20 protein-coding genes are annotated in these 18,939 nt (G+C 47.0%); 9 read left to right on the forward strand and 11 right to left on the reverse strand.

The genetic code is table 11. The features are described from left to right. Positions 1-281: 281 nt before the first annotated feature. Positions 282-1,838, reverse strand: a complete 1,557-nt coding sequence (locus ACYVGO_RS35335) for an alpha-amylase family glycosyl hydrolase (RefSeq protein WP_460973394.1) — start codon at positions 1,836-1,838, stop codon at positions 282-284. A gap of 28 nt (positions 1,839-1,866) precedes the next feature. Next, the gene (locus ACYVGO_RS35340; protein WP_460973395.1) at positions 1,867-2,457 is read right to left on the reverse strand and encodes a Maf family protein; all 591 of its coding nucleotides are present in this window, start codon (positions 2,455-2,457) and stop codon (positions 1,867-1,869) included. A 78-nt stretch (positions 2,458-2,535) separates the two neighbouring features. On the opposite strand from ACYVGO_RS35340, the gene ACYVGO_RS35345 reads away from it, so the two are divergent. The 4 genes from ACYVGO_RS35345 (at position 2,536) to ACYVGO_RS35360 (ending at position 6,351) form a co-directional block, all read left to right on the forward strand. Then, positions 2,536-3,057: a GNAT family N-acetyltransferase gene (locus ACYVGO_RS35345; RefSeq protein ID WP_460973396.1), complete on the forward strand. Its 522-nt coding sequence runs from the start codon at positions 2,536-2,538 to the stop codon at positions 3,055-3,057. Positions 3,058-3,207: 150 nt separating this feature from the next. Continuing rightward, complete coding sequence (locus ACYVGO_RS35350) at positions 3,208-5,229, forward strand: BamA/TamA family outer membrane protein (protein ID WP_460973397.1); 2,022 nt, start codon at positions 3,208-3,210, stop codon at positions 5,227-5,229. Positions 5,230-5,283: 54 nt separating this feature from the next. Beyond that, the gene (locus ACYVGO_RS35355; protein ID WP_460973398.1) at positions 5,284-5,739 is read left to right on the forward strand and encodes a MarR family winged helix-turn-helix transcriptional regulator; all 456 of its coding nucleotides are present in this window, start codon (positions 5,284-5,286) and stop codon (positions 5,737-5,739) included. Between the two features lie 45 nt (positions 5,740-5,784). Beyond that, entirely contained in the window at positions 5,785-6,351 is a 567-nt protein-coding gene (locus tag ACYVGO_RS35360; RefSeq protein ID WP_142775270.1) for a YceI family protein, read from the forward strand. A gap of 158 nt (positions 6,352-6,509) precedes the next feature. Here ACYVGO_RS35360 and ACYVGO_RS35365 read toward each other — a convergent pair whose 3' ends face one another. After that, positions 6,510-6,953, reverse strand: a complete 444-nt coding sequence (locus ACYVGO_RS35365; RefSeq protein ID WP_142775269.1) for a type I restriction enzyme HsdR N-terminal domain-containing protein — start codon at positions 6,951-6,953, stop codon at positions 6,510-6,512. Between the two features lie 102 nt (positions 6,954-7,055). Here ACYVGO_RS35365 and ACYVGO_RS35370 point away from each other — a divergent pair, with 102 nt between their 5' ends. Then, complete coding sequence (locus ACYVGO_RS35370) at positions 7,056-7,826, forward strand: AMP nucleosidase (RefSeq protein ID WP_142775268.1); 771 nt, start codon at positions 7,056-7,058, stop codon at positions 7,824-7,826. Between the two features lie 116 nt (positions 7,827-7,942). On the opposite strand, the gene ACYVGO_RS35375 is transcribed toward ACYVGO_RS35370, so the two are convergent. Then, entirely contained in the window at positions 7,943-9,283 is a 1,341-nt protein-coding gene (locus ACYVGO_RS35375) for a tetratricopeptide repeat protein (protein ID WP_460973399.1), read from the reverse strand. 333 nt (positions 9,284-9,616) lie between these two features. Here ACYVGO_RS35375 and ACYVGO_RS35380 point away from each other — a divergent pair, with 333 nt between their 5' ends. Further along, entirely contained in the window at positions 9,617-10,039 is a 423-nt protein-coding gene (locus tag ACYVGO_RS35380; protein WP_460973400.1) for an Hsp20/alpha crystallin family protein, read from the forward strand. 122 nt (positions 10,040-10,161) lie between these two features. Here the strand turns inward: ACYVGO_RS35380 and ACYVGO_RS35385 are convergent, their stop codons facing one another. After that, a complete protein-coding gene (locus tag ACYVGO_RS35385) occupies positions 10,162-10,824 on the reverse strand; it encodes a phosphoribosylanthranilate isomerase (protein WP_460973401.1) in 663 nt (220 codons plus the stop codon). A 55-nt stretch (positions 10,825-10,879) separates the two neighbouring features. Here ACYVGO_RS35385 and ACYVGO_RS35390 point away from each other — a divergent pair, with 55 nt between their 5' ends. Continuing rightward, complete coding sequence (locus ACYVGO_RS35390; protein WP_460973402.1) at positions 10,880-12,130, forward strand: MFS transporter; 1,251 nt, start codon at positions 10,880-10,882, stop codon at positions 12,128-12,130. A gap of 88 nt (positions 12,131-12,218) precedes the next feature. On the opposite strand, the gene ACYVGO_RS35395 is transcribed toward ACYVGO_RS35390, so the two are convergent. Continuing rightward, on the reverse strand, positions 12,219-12,440 hold the full coding sequence (locus tag ACYVGO_RS35395) for a hypothetical protein (protein ID WP_460973403.1): 222 nt from the start codon (positions 12,438-12,440) through the stop codon (positions 12,219-12,221). Between the two features lie 185 nt (positions 12,441-12,625). Here ACYVGO_RS35395 and ACYVGO_RS35400 point away from each other — a divergent pair, with 185 nt between their 5' ends. Further along, entirely contained in the window at positions 12,626-13,492 is an 867-nt protein-coding gene (locus ACYVGO_RS35400) for an SMP-30/gluconolactonase/LRE family protein (protein WP_460973404.1), read from the forward strand. 83 nt (positions 13,493-13,575) lie between these two features. On the opposite strand, the gene argH is transcribed toward ACYVGO_RS35400, so the two are convergent. From argH to ACYVGO_RS35425, 5 genes are all read right to left on the reverse strand, one after another. Then, entirely contained in the window at positions 13,576-14,910 is a 1,335-nt protein-coding gene (argH, locus tag ACYVGO_RS35405) for an argininosuccinate lyase (protein ID WP_460973405.1), read from the reverse strand. A gap of 164 nt (positions 14,911-15,074) precedes the next feature. Then, positions 15,075-15,407 (reverse strand): low molecular weight protein tyrosine phosphatase family protein, encoded by a 333-nt coding sequence (locus ACYVGO_RS35410; protein WP_460973406.1) that lies wholly within the window; start codon positions 15,405-15,407, stop codon positions 15,075-15,077. A 41-nt stretch (positions 15,408-15,448) separates the two neighbouring features. Beyond that, positions 15,449-16,711, reverse strand: a complete 1,263-nt coding sequence (locus ACYVGO_RS35415) for an MFS transporter (protein WP_460973407.1) — start codon at positions 16,709-16,711, stop codon at positions 15,449-15,451. 29 nt (positions 16,712-16,740) lie between these two features. Then, positions 16,741-17,352, reverse strand: coding sequence for a PD-(D/E)XK nuclease family protein (locus ACYVGO_RS35420; RefSeq protein ID WP_460973409.1), 612 nt, complete (start codon positions 17,350-17,352; stop codon positions 16,741-16,743). 94 nt (positions 17,353-17,446) lie between these two features. Beyond that, positions 17,447-17,890 (reverse strand): DMT family transporter, encoded by a 444-nt coding sequence (locus ACYVGO_RS35425; RefSeq protein WP_142775258.1) that lies wholly within the window; start codon positions 17,888-17,890, stop codon positions 17,447-17,449. Positions 17,891-18,020: 130 nt separating this feature from the next. Here ACYVGO_RS35425 and ACYVGO_RS35430 point away from each other — a divergent pair. Beyond that, a partial coding sequence (locus ACYVGO_RS35430; protein WP_460973410.1) for a GRP family sugar transporter occupies positions 18,021-18,939 on the forward strand: 919 nt, incomplete at its 3' end.

Genomic DNA, 18,939 nt, shown 5'->3' on the forward strand with positions numbered 1-18,939 from the left:
CAATGGCTCGTTAAAGTCATCATCTATGTGAGTAATTATATGCTTCCCACCCCCAAAATGTCGTTTTGTGAGCTTGCTCTTGCCTATATTGTGTTGCTTAATGGCTGAGACTTGACTTAATAATCGTAGATCGTTAAGCCCGGCAATCCATTGAATTAACTCTAATTTTTGGGATTGAGCGTCCATTTTTAATGGTATTGAAATCAAGCTATTACTTGACGAATATACGACTCAAAATTGGGTTTCAAAGACGTTTTCGTTGATTGATCTACGACACAGAATTACTCAACAACCACACACCCATAACCCGGTACCGTGACCCGATCGCCAGTGAACGAGCCGCCTGAAATTGTTTCGAACACAATGCACCGACACCATTCTTCGCCCGGTGAAAAGACGACCTCAATGGGTTTGTTCGTCAGGTTGTGAACCAATAATACACACGGCCCACCGCTGGCATCCTGCCGAATAAACGCGACAATACCTTTCTGCCGAATACCGGATGGCAAGAGCTTGCTGAGGTTATTATTCAGAATTGGGTGGCTATTCCGGTAGTGAATCAGGCGTTTGTAATGATTGAACAGCGAATCTGGATCGCTCTGCTGCTGAGCCAGCGGCCGAACGGTTTGACTGGTACTGTACTTTCCCCGACGCCAGCGGGTGCGTTGGGTATCCTTCGCCCGAATATCCCACAAAAAAGGCTCACGGATGTTTTCGTCGGGTTTCATGCCGAGCATACCAATTTCCTCCCCGTAGTAGAGATAGGGTAAACCTGGTAGTGTAAGCAACAGGTTGGCTGCTACTTTCAAGCGGTCGAGATTTCCCTTGAGTAAACTGCCAATCCGGTTCTGATCATGGTTGGAAAGGAGCAGTGCATCAATAAAGTTGGGATTGACATTACCGAATGTATTATGAACGTATTGCAGAAACTCGACCAGATCTTCAGTATCGTTTTCCTGCCCAACGATTTCGGCAATGGCCAGCTGAAGGTCGAAATTGAAGTTGGCTTTCAAGCCCCGGAAATAGGGCGCAATGCGTTCGGGACGTGTCCAGACTTCGCCCACGGTGTAAGCTCCCGGTTTTGCGGCTTCAACGACTTTTCCGAACTCCTGCCAGAATTCATGGTTCTTGGGCTCTTCGGCCTCCCGGTAGAGGTGGCGGGCCGCATCAAGCCGAAATCCGTCTACTCCGATCTCGTTAAGCCAATACCGGGCTATCTTGAAAAACTCATCCCGAACCGGCTGGTGGTCGAAATTCAGATCGGGCATGCCGCTCCAGAACATGCCATAATATTGCTCAGGATAAGTGGTCCCTCGTACTGTGTGCCAGGGGTTTTTCTCGCCCGAATCGGCAGTAATATCGCGGGTAGCTAGTTTTCGGCGTTTGATCTCGTCGGGCGTCAGCCATTTATAGTAATTCCAATAGGGGTTTTCCGGCCCTTTGGCCGCTTCCCGAAACCAGTTATGCTGGATGCTGGTGTGGTGTAATACCAAATCGATTATAACCGCAATACCACGTTGATGAGCTTCCGCAATCAACCGTTTGAAATCGTCCATCGTGCCGTATTCGGGGTCGATTCCATAATAGTCCGTTACGTCGTACTTATGCGAACTTGGAGAAGGGCTTATCGGCATGAGCCAGATGGCCGACACCCCTAGATCATTCAGGTAATCAAGTTTGTTCGTAATGCCATTGAGGTCACCGATACCATCGCCATTGGAGTCGGCAAAGGAGCGAACGAAGATCTCGTAGTGAACGCCCGTATAGCCGATAGGTATTGAGTCGGATTGGGCAGGATGTGGAAGTGTAGTGTATTGAACTAGGTTTGATGAAGTCATTCCGTACAGATTCGTCGAGTACTTATTCTTAACAACTAAATAGTTTCAGGGCCTGATAAACCCGATGCGTGGGGAGGCCCATGACGGTATAAAATGAGCCCTCCAGCCGTTCGATACCCACCAACCCAATAAAATCCTGGGCTCCATAAGAGCCCGCTTTATCAAAGGGTTTGCATTCCCGGATGTAATAGGTAATCTCCTCATCTGTCAACGAGGCAAACTGAACGCTTGTTTCGTCGGTGAAGGAATAAAGCTGGGGTTCACCAGTAGAATCTGGCGACAGAATAGCAACCCCCGTTCGAACCCGGTGCGTGCGACCCGACAAGGCCTGGAGCATCCGGTGAGCATCAGCTTCATCCTGAGGCTTGTTTAGAATTTGGTCCTCTAAAATCACAACGGTATCAGCGCAGAGGATGATTCGATTGCCAAAGTCAGGCAGAAACTGCTCGACTTTCTGACGGGCGAGGTATTCGGCCACCTCATTCGCTGGCATGGTTTGCGGAAACAGTTCGTCGGTAGGCCGGGTTTCGATGGTGAACGAAAAACCGACGTCGGTCATCAGTTGTTTGCGTCGGGGCGAGCCCGAAGCCAGCACAAGTGGATAGCGTAAGGTGAGCATGTACGTAGAAAGGCGAAGCGCAAAATTAACCCAAATACAGGGTTTTTACGTACATTGGTTGATTGCTTATTGTATACTATGACCATTCGATCTGCTACTATCTCCGACGCTGCTTCGCTAACTAAGTTGGCAGCCACCACGATGCGCGAAGCTTTTGGGCCTCCCCACAACCCCGCCGAACTCGTTGAGGAGTATATTCAATTGGCCATAAGCGTGCCAATTATGGAGCTTGAACTGACTGACCGGCGATCCTTCTTTTTTCTGGTCGAATCATCGGACGGACAGCCGGTTGGGTACGCTAAATTACGCCAGCATGCTCCCCCAAGGCGAATGACGCACCGGAATGCGATCGAGATTCAGCGAATCTATCTGTTGCAAAATCAAATTGGCCAGGGACAGGGGCGTATGCTCATGGAGTATTGCCTTAATTGGGCGCGTGGGCAGGGTTATGACGCCGTGTGGCTTGGTGTGTGGGAGCGTAACGCACGTGCCATCGCCTTTTACGAACGAATGGGTTTCGAGCGATTCGGCTTTCATTATTTTCAGTTTGGTGCCGAACGTCAGCGGGATTTTTGGCTTCAGAAACAATTAATCAGTTAAGCTGTTGGGTAATATGATTTATTGTTTTAATTGGTTTATAATTAAACGGTTATGTAGGAAATCGTTATCTATTAAACAGAAACAACTTCATCTTCTGCTTGCTTAAACCATTTCGGCAAATACGACTCTAATTACCGTTCTATTTTTCCAATGTATCAAGTATATCCGAACGAATGTAAGTCAGCGCTGCGCCAGTTTTTGGTGTGGCTGATACTTTTTTTTGGATGCGGCCTATCGGCAGTTGCCCAGATTGATACAACGCATAATAATAAGAGTGGGCAAGGATCAACCAATCAAATTCAGGTAGATACGCTTCGGCATATAGGAATTAAAACCGGACCAACAGATTCGCTGGCGGCTATCCATATAACCGCCCAAACGGATAGCGTTTTGATGCGTCGGGACAGTGTTTTTTATACGCGACTAAAAGCTTCCATGTACAAGCACCGGCTAACCCGCCAACTCTACGATGCTGTATTCCGGGACGTTTACAACAGCCGTATCCAAACGGGCGAAGTGAGCCAAATAGAAGTGAATCCATTTAAGGTATTTGAGGGGCGAATTATTGGCGATATTTACATTCGCCGACTTGGTGTATTTGGCCAGACGGTTTATGATACGCTTCGAAAACCCGGCAACTGGATCGAACGAGTTGGCAGCAACTTACACACCAATACACGTGAGCATGTGATTCGTAACTCGTATCTACTTTTTCAGCAGGGTGATGCATTGAATCCAACTATATTGCGCGATAATGAACGGCTGTTGCGTAGTACGTCTATTTTTCACGATGCCCGTATTCTGGTGGTACCACGCCCTGGCAGCCAGCAGTTTGTAGATGTGTATGTGATTACGCAGGATGTCTGGTCGCTGTTGCCCAACGGCGGCTTTGGTGGTTTTACTAATTTCAGCGTTGGATTTGATCAGGTCAATTTTCGTGGCCTGGGCCATCAGCTCTTTGCTCAGTTTGCCTATTCGGGCAATGATCCGCGTCAGAAAACAGAATACCAGGCTCGTTACAAAGTGCCCTTTATTGGAAAAACTTTTTTAACTGCCGAGGCCGATATGTTGTACCTACGCGACCTGAAACAGGTAGCTGTTAAACTGTATCGACCTTTTCTGACTCCAGATACCAAGTATGCAGGCTCTATCGAACTAAACCACACACAGGTCAACAATAGGCTTATCACCCGAAATGACAGTGTGTTACTGGTACCTGTCAGCTATAACTATTCCGATGTGTGGATAGGCCGATCGTTTCGACTGTTTTATAAACAACGGGATACCGAAGAAAAAGGGAGGTCACGGTTCGTTGTGGCCCTGCGAAATACAAACTATGAGTATTTCAAACGTCCCGACGTTACCGCCGACACAAATCAGATTTATCAGGACAGCCGCACTACGCTGTTTAGTGTAGGATTCTCCCGACGTAAATATACCCGCGATGTACTTATCTATGGATTTGGTCGGACAGAGGACGTTCCAATTGGAGAGTCTGTGGCGGCTACTGTTGGGTTCGACAATGCTGAATTAGGTCGCCGACTTTATGCCGGGGTGAATTTTTCGCAGGGGAAGTATGTCCGGCATCTTGGTTACCTCTATGGGTTGGTTAATTTGGGAGGTTATGTGCGGGACCATAAAGTAGAGCAGGCCGTTTTCTCGTTCGAATCCAATTATTTTAGCCCACTCATGAAAACCAAATGGGGGAATATGCGCCACTTTTTCAACACCCGCTATACGGTCGGTATTGACCGATTCGACAATGAGTATATCTCATTAAGTAGCAGTGGGAGTGGTGTTAATACAGATGGTATCGGTATTAACAGCGATCAACTAAGAGGTACAAATCGATGGTTTGTCAACTACGAAAATGTGCTTTTCTCTCGCTTGAGCCTGATCGGTTTCCGGGTTGCCTTTGTTACGTTTGTTAACCTGGGGCTGGTTAGTTTTCCTGATCGACCTTTGCTGAGTGGACCGCTTTATCAGGGATATGGGATCGGGTTTCGACTACGAAATGAAAACCTGACCTTTACCAGCTTTCAGATTCGACTGGCTTATTATCCTAATATTCCTGGCAATACAATCCCATTCAGAACAGCCTTTGAGGGCGTTCCAACCCTACGGTTCCGCGATTTTGATCTGTCAGCTCCCCGTATTATTCCGTACCAATAAAAATAATTGCATTAAATGTTGCTACATTAAATGTAATTGTTTTATCTTTGTGCCATGTCCATTGAAACTGATATAAAACAGAGCACACCATTTAAATCGCCCTACCACAGGGTCATGGTGAACCTGATCTTTACCAGCAACTGGATGGCGGCCAGTCAGATGCATATGTTAAAGCCATTTGGCCTGACATTGCAACAATATAATGTGTTGCGCATTTTACGTGGGCAGTATCCTGAGCCGGTTAAGGTTAGTGATATTACAGAGCGTATGCTCGATAAAATGTCTAATGCGTCGCGATTGGTGGATAAACTTCTTGCCAAGAAACTCGTACTACGCACCGAATGCCCCAGCGACCGTCGGGCCGTTGATGTAATTATTACAGAGGAGGGATTGGCATTGCTCAATAAGTTAGATGTATATCAGACGGAGTGGTCTGAAATACAGCGAAATAAACTAACTGAAGAGGAGGCTATTTACCTGAGCCAGTTGCTCGATCGACTTCGAGAATAGGATTTACTCGTTTTAAATTCAATTAACTGTTTACATATCTTACCAATGAAAAAAGCAACTTTAATTGCTGCCTTGTTATTCTCGTCAGTGGGCGCTTTCGCTCAGAGCTGGTCACTTGACAAAGCTCACTCAAATCTGGCCTTCACTGTAACGCACATGATGTTATCGGAGGTTGACGGGAAATTCCAGAATTTCGACGTGAAAATGACGTCTGCTAAAGATGATTTCTCAGATGCTCAAATCGACCTGACCGCCGATGTAAATAGTATTTATACGAATCAGGAAAAACGTGATGCTCACCTGAAAAGCCCCGATTTTTTCGACGCTACCAAGTATCCAACGTTGACCTTTAAAAGTAAGTCGATTAGCAAAGTATCAGGTAACAAATACAAACTGGTAGGTGATCTGACGATGCACGGTGTAACGAAACCCGTAACGCTTGATGCTACGATTACAGGTCCAGTTACCAACCCAATGAACAAGAAAACCTTAGCTGGTTTTAAAGTAAGTGGTGAAGTAAAACGCGCTGATTTTACGTTAGGTACTATTCCTGCGGCTGTTGTTAGCGATGAAATTACGATCCGGGCTACCGGCGAGCTTGTTAAAAATTAAGCTATTCGCTTTTATATATTGATCCCTGACACCACTGGTGTCGGGGATTTTTTTGTGTACAAAGTAACCCCAAACGAACCCTATACGAGCGATAATGCTGTCTGAACTATAGAGTGCAAGCGGTTGAGACTAACTGATTTTTGGGTCTTTGGGCTCAATTAAACAAATGCCGGGAAGTCATCCATAAATTGTACATCAGCTGTATCATGATTCACGCAGCAGCAATAGTGTGTCAGGCCGTTTGAAATGACGATATAAGGTGCCCGATGAACATGATTATAGCGGGCAATCTGATCGAAAACCGTTTGCGTAAGCGCAATATGAGGAGCTTTACATTCGACTACCAAAAAAGGCTGACCCTGCCGGTCAAAAACAACAACGTCCGTTCGTTTCTGTGTTTGGTTGAGGCTCAGCCCCCCCTCGGAGCGGATGAGCGCTTTAGGGTAGGCATAGTGTGTCAGCAACAGGTTCACGATATGCTGTCGGACCCATTCTTCGGGCGACAACCGAACGTACTTCCGGCGTAGTAAGTCAAAAATATATGGTTTTCCTTCGACTTGTTTAGTTTTGTAGTCAAAAGGAGGGAGGTTCAAGTCGACCATACCTCAAAGATAAAAGAGCGAAAGAGTGAATGAGCGAAAGAATGGAAAAAACTCGCGTCAACTGTTCGCTCTTTCACTCATTCACTCTCTCGCTCTTTAAAAATGAAAACAAAAGAAGAAATCGTTCAGAACTGGCTACCACGCTACACCGGTACACCCATCGAGCAATTTGGCGAATACATTTTGCTGACCAATTTTATCAATTATGTTGAGTTGTTTGCCAAGAAGTTCGATGTAGAAATTTTTGGCCTGGGCCGGGCTATGCAAACCGCGACGGCCAACAACATTACCATTATTAACTTCGGAATGGGTAGCGCTATGGCGGCTACAGTTATGGATCTGCTGTCGGCAGTTAATCCAAAAGCAGTTTTGTTTTTAGGTAAATGTGGTGGGTTGAAAAAAACGCAGATCGGCGATCTGGTGCTGCCAATTGCGGCTATTCGGGGCGAAGGCACGAGTAATGACTATATGCGTCCCGAAATTCCGGCCCTACCTTCCTTCCGATTGCAGCGGGCAGTATCGTCAACGATCAAGAAATACGAACTGGATTACTGGACAGGCACGGTTTATACCACCAATCGACGCATCTGGGAACACGACGAACAGTTCAAGGATTACCTGCGCGAACTTCGGACAATGGCCATCGATATGGAAACCGCTACGATTTTTACGGTGGGTTTTGTCAACTCTATTCCACACGGTGCCTTGTTGCTCGTGTCTGATAACCCACTGGTGCCAGAAGGTGTTAAAACCGAAGAGAGCGATAAGAAAGTGACAGGCCAGTTCGTCAATGTTCACCTGGATATTGGTATCGACGCCCTGCTCGAACTTGAATCATCCGGTGATTCAGTAAAGCATTTGCGGTTTGAGTAGTAAGCGAACTAAGAGACAAATTTATTTTATGACAATTGATTAAAGGATTAGAAAGGGAGAAAGAGGTATCATCTAAACCCCTTTCTCCCTTTCTTCCCCCTACTCCTTTCTCCTCTTTAATTACAATAATCACTAATTACTTTATAGGCTGGGTTATAGCCAAGCTCGCCCGCTTTAGAGAGGTCTAAACAGCCGCCGTTTTCATCGCCCAGACTGTGTTTGATAATTCCCCGAATGTAATACACTTCGGCATAACGCGGGTTTAGTTTAACGGCACTGTTACAATCCATAATGGCGGCTCGTTGATCGCCCTGTGCGGATTTTATCAGGCCCCGGCTGAAATACGCTTCGGCGTAGGTTGGGCTAAGTTCAATAGCCTTGTTAAGATCAATGATAGCCGACTTTTGGTCGCCCTGTTTGTTTTTACTAATACCCCGACTGAAATAAGCTTCGGCACGTTCGCTGCCTAACTCGTTGATCTTGTTACGTTCCTGTACCACATCGCGTAACTTATCGAGCGTAACACGGCTGATCTTGCCGCTATACACAACCTTTGAATCGGTATTGACATTGTTCATATCAATGGCCTGATTAAAGTCCTGAACAGCACCTTTCTGATCACCAAGTTTACTCCGGCAGAACCCTCGACCGTAGTAAGCCCGATAATTGTCACCTTTAAGGGCAATGGCCCTATCGTAATCGGCTAATGCACTTTTATAATCTTCTAATTTTCCTTTGGCATACCCCCGGTAGAAGAAAGACTCACCATCCTCGGGACTGAGTTCAATAGCCTTATTGAGGTCGGTTACGGCTCCGGCAAAATCGTTCAACTCAACCTTCGACATACCTCGTCCGGCATACGCTTGCGGACGTTTGGGCGTTAGATCAACTACTTTCGTAAAATCGGGCAGGCTACCGGCAAAGTCTTCCAGCTTTTGTTTTGTAATACCCCGCACGTAGTAGGTTTGCGCGTTGCCTGGATCGAGTTCGATGGCTTTAGTAAAATCGGCCAAAGCCCCCCGGTACTGATCAATGCGGCTTCGGCTAACGCCCCGATTGTAATACGCCTGTGGATCATCGGGGTTGAGTTCGATAGACCGGCTAAAATCCAGCAATGCACCCCTATGGTCGTCTTGTTTGCTCTTACTAACTCCCCGGCTCAGGTAGGCCAGCGCATCCTTCCCGTTGAGTTCAATAGCGCGGTCGTAATCCAGAATAGCGCCCCGATGATCCTTTAGATTGGCTTTGGCTAGTCCTCGATTATAATAACTCGCCGAATTGTCGGGATTCATGGTGATAGCCATGCTGAATGCCTGTAGTGCACCCGTAAAATCGTTTGCTTTACTTTTGGTTATGCCACTTTCGAAAAAATCAACGGCGGTTTGTTGGGCGCTGGCAGAAGGGCTGAGGCTGGTGCACAAAAACAAAGTTACCAGCGGCAGTATAAGTCGCTTCATAAACGAGTCAAGAAGTTTTGGTGAGCAAGTATTGTATTGAGGGGGATAAAATTAGGTTTTTGTTGCCGTTAAGCCAAGTTGGAACTATGGTTAAACTGTGAACTAGGCCTGATTCTCAGCGTAAAAGATATAGAATGACAAAAAATACCTGCCAACTACCCCTTGATTTAGTGGAGTTCGTACTTAAGTGAGACATATTGGCATATTTTCGGGCTGTTTTATAATAGTTTAAGACAAAATGGCAGTAATGATTTGATAAAATAGCTTTGGTACAGCATTTGACTAAGGATGTATGTGTTTGATTATAAACAACCCAATAAACCAAATAAGCAAATGGCAACCTTAGTTCGATATAACAACTTCCCTACTTTCTTTAACCCATTCTACGGTCGTCCGGTAATCAATCGGTATCAGAACACGAGCCCGAACGTACCAGCCGTAAACGTAAAAGAAACCGAGACCGCTTTTGTCCTTGATCTGGCTGCGCCTGGTTTGAAAAAAGAGGACTTAAAAATTAACGTTGAAAACAACAAGCTGACGATTGCCTATCAATCGGAAGTGAAGAACGAAGAAAATACGGAGAAATTCACCGTTCAGGAATTTGGCTTTACATCATTTGAACGCAGTTTCCGCTTACCAAAAACGGTAAATGCTGATGGTATCAAAGCCGCTTATACCGATGGTATCTTGACGGTTGAATTACCCAAAATTGAGATAAAAGAGGAAAAGTTGGTGAAGGAGATTGCCGTTGCCTAATGATGGCAGTCTGGCAAGAGCAGAAAGCCCGTACTATTCAGTGCGGGCTTTTTTTATGCGTGGAGCAAGGTGCACGAAATACGATTGACATCCGAGCTCCGAGCCCCCTGCTCCACGCGCTTTTACTGTAGCGCCAACATAAACGCTTCGAGTTTGTGAGCATCCAGATGGCCGTTTGTGCGCACACCACTGCAAATGTCAAGGCCAAAAGGTTGCACCGTGTCAATGGCCTCGCGCACGTTCTCGGGCTTTAGGCCACCTGCCAGAAACACGGGTACCGACGACTGTTCAACAATCTGGCGGCTTACCTGCCAGTTATGCACGCGTCCCGTGCCCCCTAATTCTTTCACTGTCAGATTTGGATTGCCCGAATCCAGTAACAATGCATCGACTCCATGCTGAATGGCTGTCAGCGCTTCATCGAGATTTCGTTCGTCGATAACATGTATGACCTGCACCACTTTTATCGCAGGCAGAGCCTGATGCAATTGGGCGTAGGTTTCTGACGGTACCGCATCTACGAGTTGAATGGTATTTGCACCGACTCGCTGTTGATGGGCGATGATATCAGCCAGATTTGTTTCGCTGGTTAGCATGAATGTGGCTATGGGTGGGGGAGTCGACTTGACGATTTGAGCGGCCAATTCATCGCCGACCACACCGGGACCGCTGGGCATTCGACCTACCAATCCAAGGGCATCGGCACCAAGCCCAATAGCCAGTTGCGCTTCATCAAGGCTGCTAATACAACAAATTTTTACCCTCGTTCGGAACGGAGATTCCATTGTTTTCGGTTGCTTAACTAAATGATGTAGCCGTAAATCTACGGTTCGTGTGATTATGGGTCAACAAACGACTAACGACACCTTTGCCTCCCTCCGAATTCCTGAATTTCGTTACTTCGTTCTGAACAGTTTCCTGATTACAGCTACGTTGCTGATTCAGGAAGTTACACTGGGCTACGAACTCTATAAAATTACGCATGATCCACTCATGCTGGGTTTGGTAGGTTTGGCAGAAGCGATACCTTTTATTGCTTTATCCCTTTTTGGGGGGCACCTGGCCGATCGGCGCGATAAGAAAAGCATTTTACAGTGGAGCCTGCTGGTTATTCTCCTCGGCTCCGTAATTCTGTATTTAGTTTTTCAGCCATCTATTGTGTCGGGTTTGTCGCAAACGGCTCGTTTAGCCACTATTTACGGCGTTCTGATGCTGATTGGCACAGCAAAGGGATTTTATTCGCCAGCCAGTTCGTCGTTAAAACCATTTCTGGTTCCCCGTGAACTCTATGCGAACTCCGCAACCTGGAGTAGTTCGTTTTGGCAGGCAGGCGCTATTGTTGGGCCGGGGCTGGCGGGGTTTTTATATAGCTGGGTTGGGTTCGATAACTCCTTGATTGTAGTCATTGCGCTGCTGGTAGTTTGTTATGTGCTCATTACCCTAATCGACCGGAAGCCCGTGCCTGTTAGCAACGAACCGGTTCTGGGTCTTCGGGAAAGTCTGAAAGAAGGATTTCGGTTTGTTTTCAAAACCCAGATTGTACTCTATGCTATCTCGCTCGATTTGTTCTCGGTCTTATTCGGGGGTGTCGTCGCTATTCTGCCCGTTTTTGCCGAAGATATTTTAAAAGTGGGCGCCGAGGGATTGGGATTTCTACGAGCCGCTCCCTCAATCGGCGCTCTGTTAACTATGGCCTATATGACAAAGCATCCGCCAACGCACAATGCCTGGCGAAATATGCTGCTGTCGGTGGCCGGATTTGGAGTGGCCACGATTGTGTTTGCGTTGTCTACGAATTTTTATCTATCACTTGTTATGTTAGGATTAACAGGTGCATTTGATAGTGTCAGCGTAATTATCCGCCAGACGATTCTCCAGATTTTTCCGCCCGACCATATGCGTGGGCGTGTGGCTGCTGTGAATGGTATTTTTGTTAGTTCATCGAATGAGATTGGTGCGTTTGAATCGGGCTTATTGGCCCGATTGCTTGGTACGGTTCCATCGGTGGCGTTAGGTGGCGTGGTTACCCTGTTTGTAGTTGGGTATGTCTATGCCAAATCAAAGGAATTGTTCGCAGTGCGATTGAGCTGATCAGGGCTAATCACCAAACAAAAACCTGCTCCCAGCTACCGGTCAATTGTCGGATAGCTGGGAGCAGGCAGGCAACCGGTACCGTACGTTAAGCTACAGCAACGGGTGCGGGTGCATTCAGATCGCTGAGGAAGGCATTCACATCAATCTGTTCGTTGAGCAGCACACGCGTGTTAAACACCTCCCAGAACAATTCATCGGAAAGTTGATAATCGCGTTGCAGCCGGATCATATCGCGGATGCTGTCCTTGAGTTTGAGTTGCCCGACTGGTGTTTGCACCTGCGAAGCGAGGGACTGGTAGTTTTCCATAACCTGATTTTTTTAGCGTGCAGGATTTTAAACACCCTCGATTTCAGATTGTTTCCCTTTTAGCATAGAAAATTGGTAGACAATTAGAAAAGTCATATTGTACCTTTTAGGTATTCTCCATAAGGCGCATGTTAACCCGGCATGTTACAACTAATTTTTTTCAATTAATTGATAATCAATAGAAGATGAAGAAATCTACATTTTGGGCCGTTATGGCAACTGCCAGTATTGGCCTGCTCGCGTTGACACCTACACTTGCTAAGCCGAAACCTATGAAACTGGTAAAAGTATGGGAAACGGATACGACGCTCCGTACACCTGAATCTGTTCTTTACGATGGAAAAAGTACGATCTATGTAGCCAATATCGATGGAAAACCTGGCGATCTTGATGGAAGTGGCTTCATTTCTAGAGTGTCGCTGGATGGTAAAATCGAAAACCTGCGCTGGACATCGGGACTGAATGCTCCTAAAGGAATGGGGCTACATAAAAATAAGCTTTATGTAACCGATGTGTACCGTCTGGTTTGTATCAATACCGAAAATGGACAGGCCGAGAAAACCTGGGATGCTGTTGGGAAAGACAGTTTCTTAAATGACGTAACGGTAGTAAAAGATGGAACGGTGTACGTTTCCGATAACCGAAACGACAAAATCTACCGCCTGCAGGATGGTAAATGGGAGATTTTTATGGAAGGCGAACAACTTAATAAGCCCAACGGACTGCTGGCCGTTGGCAAGGGTAAACTCCTAATTGGGAGCACTAAAATCGGGGCCTTGCAATCGGTAGATCTGTCTACAAAAGCGATAACGAAACTAGCCGACGGCATGGCTAATACAGATGGTATTGTGCCTGAAGGCAAAAGCAACTATTTTGTTTCGGACTGGAACGGACAGATTTTTCACATTAGTGCCGACGGTACAAAAGAACAGTTGCTGGATACACGTGAAGCAAAAATCAATTCGGCGGATATTGACTACATCGCCAGGAAAAAACTACTGATTGTTCCCACGTTTTACAAGAATAGTCTGGTTGCGTATCGGGTGGAGTAGTTTTGTGGAGTAAGTGGAATGAGTGCAGTAGGTCTGATTCGTATGACCTACTGCACTCATTCCACTTACTCCTCGAATACCTTTCAGGCCAATAACTGCTCAATAGCCAGTTGTGCTTTGTTTACCCCGAAACCAGCCATTGCCTTTTCCATTGCCTCGCTGATCAGATCATTGCCAAGATTACCGATACTGCCCTTGTGCGTGTGATGCAATTCGCGGGGTGGATGGTAGGTATGTTCGGCAATTTCCTTCCCAATGGTTCGATAGGCTTCGCGGAAGGGCACGCCTTGTAATACCAACTCATTTACCCGTTCAACGCTGAATAACAGATCGTATTTAGGATCATCCAGCAGATTGGGTTTGACCTGAATGTGTTCGAGCATGAAATCGGTAATGCTCAGACAATCCAGGATTTCGTCGAAAGCAGGCATTAGAATTTCTTTCAGCAACTGCATATCGCGGTGATAGCCAGAAGGGAGGTTACTCATGACGAGCGTTACTTCCATCGGCAGCGCTTTCATGCGGTTGGTTTTAGCCCGCAGTAGTTCGGCTACATCCGGGTTCTTCTTGTGCGGCATAATGCTGGAGCCGGTCGTCAGGCCATCGGGTAGAGTCAGGAAACCGAAATTTTGACTGTTGTACAGGCAAATATCCATGGCCATCCGCGAGATCGTGGCGGCTACGGCAGCGAGTGCGGTCAGTGCCGTTTGTTCGGTTTTACCCCGACTCATTTGGGCGTATACGACATTAACGTGCATGCCTTCGAAGCCCAGCAATTCAGTTGTAAGGGTTCGGTTAAGCGGAAATGAAGAGCCGTAGCCTGCCCCTGAACCAAGCGGATTTCGGTTGGCAAGCCGGTAGGCCGTTTGAAGCGTCAGCATATCATCGGCCAGGGCTTCAGCATACGCGCCAAACCACAATCCAAACGATGACGGCATCGCAATTTGTAGGTGCGTATAGCCCGGCACTAAATCATCTTTGTGTTGTTCGGACCGGCTCACCAGTCGGTTGAATACGCGCTGCACGCTCTCGGCTACCTGCCAGAGCCGGTCGCGGGTGAAGAGCTTCATATCGACAAGCACCTGATCGTTGCGTGACCGGCCTGAATGAATTTTCTTTCCCGTATCGCCTAATGCTCGTGTGAGCATCAATTCAACCTGGGAGTGAACATCCTCAACCCCTTCTTCAATCACAAACTGCCCGGCGTCAATTTGCTGGTATATTTTCTTCAATTCAGCTGTCAACTGACTTAATTCGGCCTTAGTCAGCAGATTAATTGTTTCGAGCATTTGCGCGTGGGCGAGATTGCCCAACACATCGAACGGAGCGAGGTAGAGATCCATTTCACGGTCGCGCCCGACGGTGAAGCGTTCTATTTGGTCGGCGGTAGTAACGCCTTCTTTTTGCCAGAGTTTCAAAGCGAAAGTGCGAAAGGGTTATGAGTGAAAGAGCGAAAGAGCGAAACTGGCGTCATCACTCATTTACTCTTGCGCTTATTCACTCTTTATTTTTGCAAAGTTCGTAAAGAAAGTCGGTTGAGGCCGTATCGAAGATAGAACAAGTTCATTCTTTACTGACGAGCTTATTCTTTATCATCATCTAAATACGGTGAAATTTCATTTTTGAGAATGCAGATTAGTTCGGGATCCATAAACGGATAATTGTCTGGAATATCCAGGACGATAATTGACTTGTCTGAAGCTTCAGAAGGAAAGCTTTCCAGTAACCGTTGTTTATGACGTTTCTCCATAGCAAACACTACATCTGCCCATTGTAGGAGTTTTGCCGTTACCTTAATTCTTGCCGATGCTGACGTTCCCGCTGACTTAACCGTATGGTTCTGATCGCGTTTATAAATCGCTTCTGCGGTCGGGCTACGCCATTGATTTCGGCTGCAAACGAAAAGTATGTTCACGTGTAAACGATCTTGTTGTTGCCAATTAGTCCCTTAGTCAGTTACTGCCCAATGAGAACTTCGCTCGGGCTGCTTTTCAACTGCTTCCCCAGCCACCAAAAACCACCTGCTGATACCAGGCCAATTCCGGCTAAAATCAGCCAGTGTGTCGTGAATCCGAAATTTGCTACTATAAGTGAGCCAAATGCCGGGGCTGTAGTTTGGGCAAGTGCGCCACCCATTGAATATAAAGCTAAGTATTGACCTCGGGTTGCCGGAGTAGATCGCTCAACCGAAAATGACTGGATAAAGGGGATGGCCAGCATTTCGCTTAGCGTACCCAATACAATGAATAGCAGGGCGATTTGTAATCCAGAAAATACGCTACTGGTCGGTATTGTCAGCGCGATATAGGATATTGATGTCAGCATAACGCCCATTATAATCAGGTTGATTTTCGACCGTTTTTGCTGCTCAAGACTATAAACCAACGCCATTTCGACCACCACAATGATGATGCCGTTGAGTGCCATCAGGCTGCCAATCAGGCGCTCAGTCATATGTAGCACTTCTTTGAAAAACAGCGGCACAATCGAAAACAACTGCATGAATACCACAAAATATAGCGCGGCACAAACCACAAAGCCAACGAATAGCGTATCCCGGTAAGGACTTTTATCTGGCAAACCGGCTTCATCTACGGCTACTATCGTTGTTTCGTTAACCTTTCTGGCTATTGCTGGATCAGGTAAATACAACCACAGCACCAGGCTCGCTACTAAACAGGTCAGTCCATCAGCCCAGAAGAGAAGGCTGTAATTGATGCTGGCTAACCAGCCACCCAATCCTCCGCCAACTGCCCAGCCGAGGTTAATTGCCAGCCGATTGAGCGAGAAGGCCCGAGTACGTGTTTCCGAGTCGGAATAGTGGGCAATAGCAGCCTGGTTGGCAGGTCGGAAGGCATCGCCAAATAAGGTGAAAATAAATACACTCCCACAAAGAGCATAAAAATTCACAACAAACTGGAGAAGTACCAGGGCCAGTCCACCAAAAATCAGGCTAATTAACTGAATGTAGTAGAAGCCGAACCGGTCGGTTAAGCGCCCGCCGAGGAATGTGCCCACAAATGCTCCGGCCCCATAAATGGCCATGACAATGCCCGCATCTGTAACTGAAAAATGGAGATGCTGCGTGAGGTAAAGCGTCATAAACGGCAATACCATGGTGCCACAGCGGTTAATGAGCATCACACCCGCCAGTAACCATACCGATGGCGACAGTCCCCGATAAGCCCGTTGATAGAGATGAAGCGTTTGCTGAAGCATGAACGCAAGGTACAACGAAACCGAGCGAACTAGTATCGTCTACGGCCCGCATCGGCATCCTCACCGGGAGCGACAAATATCTTTTTATCCGTGATGAGGGGTCGGTGTTCATCCAGAAACGCCTTGAATAGTCGAATTTCCTCCAACTGTCTGTCGATAGGGTGCGTTAAGGCGTAGCTTTCTACATAGACGTCGTTAAAATCCGTAATGACGTACTCCATCAGTTTGATGCCTTTCCGTTTCAGCGCGTGCAAATATAGATTCTGGTGGTTATGTACGAAGCGTCCTGGCTGGTAGGAAGCTGTTGTTTTCAGATCGACGGCTTTGAATTTGCCAATCAGATCGACATAGCCATAGAACAGCACATCGTCAATTTCCCACTGGCAAAACACCTGTGTATCGACAATGGGGCGAGGGAGAAGTTTACGGACTTTGGCAACAATCTCAGCGTTGAACCGATCTTCGTTGGTCCCCTTTACAATGGCTTCTTCAAAGGAGATGCCCCGTTCTTGAGCCGCCGTGGTTGGTGTAGGAACCCGATTGATGGAGTCGATCAACTCATGTACTGAAAGGTTTCCCCCTGTTAAGTAGCGCGAGAACGTGTTTAGCAGTGAGGGGTAGAAGCGGTAGTTGATTGGCATAATGAGTAATGAACAATGAGTAATGTAGAATGAACAATGAGTCAACAGTCTTGTTCTCATCAATCGTTATCCATTATCCATTTTACATTATCCATTAATTTTTCACCACCAGCAGTACCCCAGCAATGATCAGTCCGACACCGAGTAACCGCCAGGTGTTGGCCGGGTGAATCGAAAAGCCTAGTAGGCCATAATGATCCAGAATGAGGGCTGCTAATAGTTGCCCCGCTACGCTTAAGCTAACCATATTCGCCGTTCCTATTTTTTGCACGCTGACGATAACCGTGATCATGTAAATAGCGCCCATAACGCCCCCTGTCCATTTCCACCAGCTAATCTGCTTTATCGTTTCGAATGAAGGAGTTGACCCGCCTGTAGCCAGAAACATCAGCACCAGGGCTATAAATCCGGAACCGAACGAAATAATAGCGGCCAGAATAGGGTTAGCCATTGCCTGACGCAAATTGGCATTAACGCCCGCCTGAACAGTAATGGCTAAACCGACAATGAAGGCAAAGAACAGATAGATGTAATTCATGGATACAAAGGTAGGCAACCGCCAGTCGGAACTTTATTCTTTGTGCTGATTTTCGATTGAGTTAGCATTTTGCCATACTATGTATATTTCGTAGCTTGCGCTACTCCTTGCCTAAACACTTCAACCTTATATGTTTATCATCACGTACTACCCAGTAGCTGTTGTTGTCTGCTTTCTGACAATGCTCTGCTGGGGCTCATGGGCCAACACACAAAAACTGGCCACTCAATCAGTACCAACCACTATTTTTTACCGCGATTATACCTACGGAATTTTACTGTTGAGCCTGATCCTGGCCTTTACATTTGGCAGCTTTGGTGATTCGGGACGATCGTTTCTGAGTGATATTAAACAGGGCGATACACAAAGTCTGTTGTATGCACTAGTCGGTGGCTTCGTATTTAACATCGCCAATATACTTATCGTGGTGGGCATTGAATTGGCAGGATTATCGGTCGCAATGCCCGTGGGTATTGGACTGGCGCTTATTCTGGGTGTTGTAGTCAATTATATCCTATCGCCCATAGGCAATGTTAGCCTGTTGTCGGGTGGGGTCTTTTCCATATTTCTGGCGGTTGTATTTAGTGCAATGGCCTATCGGGCAAAAGGAGCAAAAGATGGATCGGTTAGTACACAAGGGCTGGTAGCCTCGCTGGTAGGCGGGTTTCTAATGAGTTTCTTTTTCTACTTCGTCGCTAAATCCATGACAACGGACTTCGCCAGGCCTGCGTCGGGTCTGCTAACGCCCTATACGGCCTTAGTTCTATTTGCCCTGGGAGTTGTCGTCAGTACGCCATTATTCCTGCCCATCCTGCGTCGCTTTGCCAGCAAACCTGCCGACGGCGATATTTTTTATAGTGATGTGAGCCGACGCAACCATCGCATCGGGATGCTGGGTGGCATGGTGTGGTGTCTGGGTATGGCGTCGAGCTTACTGGCATCGGGGGCGGCTGGTTATGCTATCAGTTATGGGCTGGGGCAGGGAGCAACCATCATCGCTGTTTTGTGGGGCGTGTTTATCTGGCACGAATTTCGGGGAGCGCCCACGC

The organism is Spirosoma migulaei, from assembly GCF_054776855.1.

What these genes read in the sequence shown, in the direction of transcription:
- ACYVGO_RS35400 (WP_460973404.1), top strand. Translation starts at nt 12,626, where the DNA reads ATGAAGAAATCTACATTTTGGGCCGTTATGGCAACTGCCAGTATTGGC.
- ACYVGO_RS35395 (WP_460973403.1), bottom strand. Translation starts at nt 12,440, where the DNA reads ATGGAAAACTACCAGTCCCTCGCTTCGCAGGTGCAAACACCAGTCGGG.
- ACYVGO_RS35415 (WP_460973407.1), bottom strand. Translation starts at nt 16,711, where the DNA reads ATGCTTCAGCAAACGCTTCATCTCTATCAACGGGCTTATCGGGGACTG.
- ACYVGO_RS35425 (WP_142775258.1), bottom strand. Translation starts at nt 17,890, where the DNA reads ATGAATTACATCTATCTGTTCTTTGCCTTCATTGTCGGTTTAGCCATT.
- ACYVGO_RS35360 (WP_142775270.1), top strand. Translation starts at nt 5,785, where the DNA reads ATGAAAAAAGCAACTTTAATTGCTGCCTTGTTATTCTCGTCAGTGGGC.
- ACYVGO_RS35380 (WP_460973400.1), top strand. Translation starts at nt 9,617, where the DNA reads ATGGCAACCTTAGTTCGATATAACAACTTCCCTACTTTCTTTAACCCA.
- ACYVGO_RS35370 (WP_142775268.1), top strand. Translation starts at nt 7,056, where the DNA reads ATGAAAACAAAAGAAGAAATCGTTCAGAACTGGCTACCACGCTACACC.
- ACYVGO_RS35375 (WP_460973399.1), bottom strand. Translation starts at nt 9,283, where the DNA reads ATGAAGCGACTTATACTGCCGCTGGTAACTTTGTTTTTGTGCACCAGC.
- ACYVGO_RS35420 (WP_460973409.1), bottom strand. Translation starts at nt 17,352, where the DNA reads ATGCCAATCAACTACCGCTTCTACCCCTCACTGCTAAACACGTTCTCG.
- ACYVGO_RS35345 (WP_460973396.1), top strand. Translation starts at nt 2,536, where the DNA reads ATGACCATTCGATCTGCTACTATCTCCGACGCTGCTTCGCTAACTAAG.
- ACYVGO_RS35355 (WP_460973398.1), top strand. Translation starts at nt 5,284, where the DNA reads ATGTCCATTGAAACTGATATAAAACAGAGCACACCATTTAAATCGCCC.
- ACYVGO_RS35385 (WP_460973401.1), bottom strand. Translation starts at nt 10,824, where the DNA reads ATGGAATCTCCGTTCCGAACGAGGGTAAAAATTTGTTGTATTAGCAGC.
- ACYVGO_RS35340 (WP_460973395.1), bottom strand. Translation starts at nt 2,457, where the DNA reads ATGCTCACCTTACGCTATCCACTTGTGCTGGCTTCGGGCTCGCCCCGA.
- ACYVGO_RS35390 (WP_460973402.1), top strand. Translation starts at nt 10,880, where the DNA reads ATGGGTCAACAAACGACTAACGACACCTTTGCCTCCCTCCGAATTCCT.
- ACYVGO_RS35335 (WP_460973394.1), bottom strand. Translation starts at nt 1,838, where the DNA reads ATGACTTCATCAAACCTAGTTCAATACACTACACTTCCACATCCTGCC.
- ACYVGO_RS35350 (WP_460973397.1), top strand. Translation starts at nt 3,208, where the DNA reads ATGTATCAAGTATATCCGAACGAATGTAAGTCAGCGCTGCGCCAGTTT.
- ACYVGO_RS35365 (WP_142775269.1), bottom strand. Translation starts at nt 6,953, where the DNA reads ATGGTCGACTTGAACCTCCCTCCTTTTGACTACAAAACTAAACAAGTC.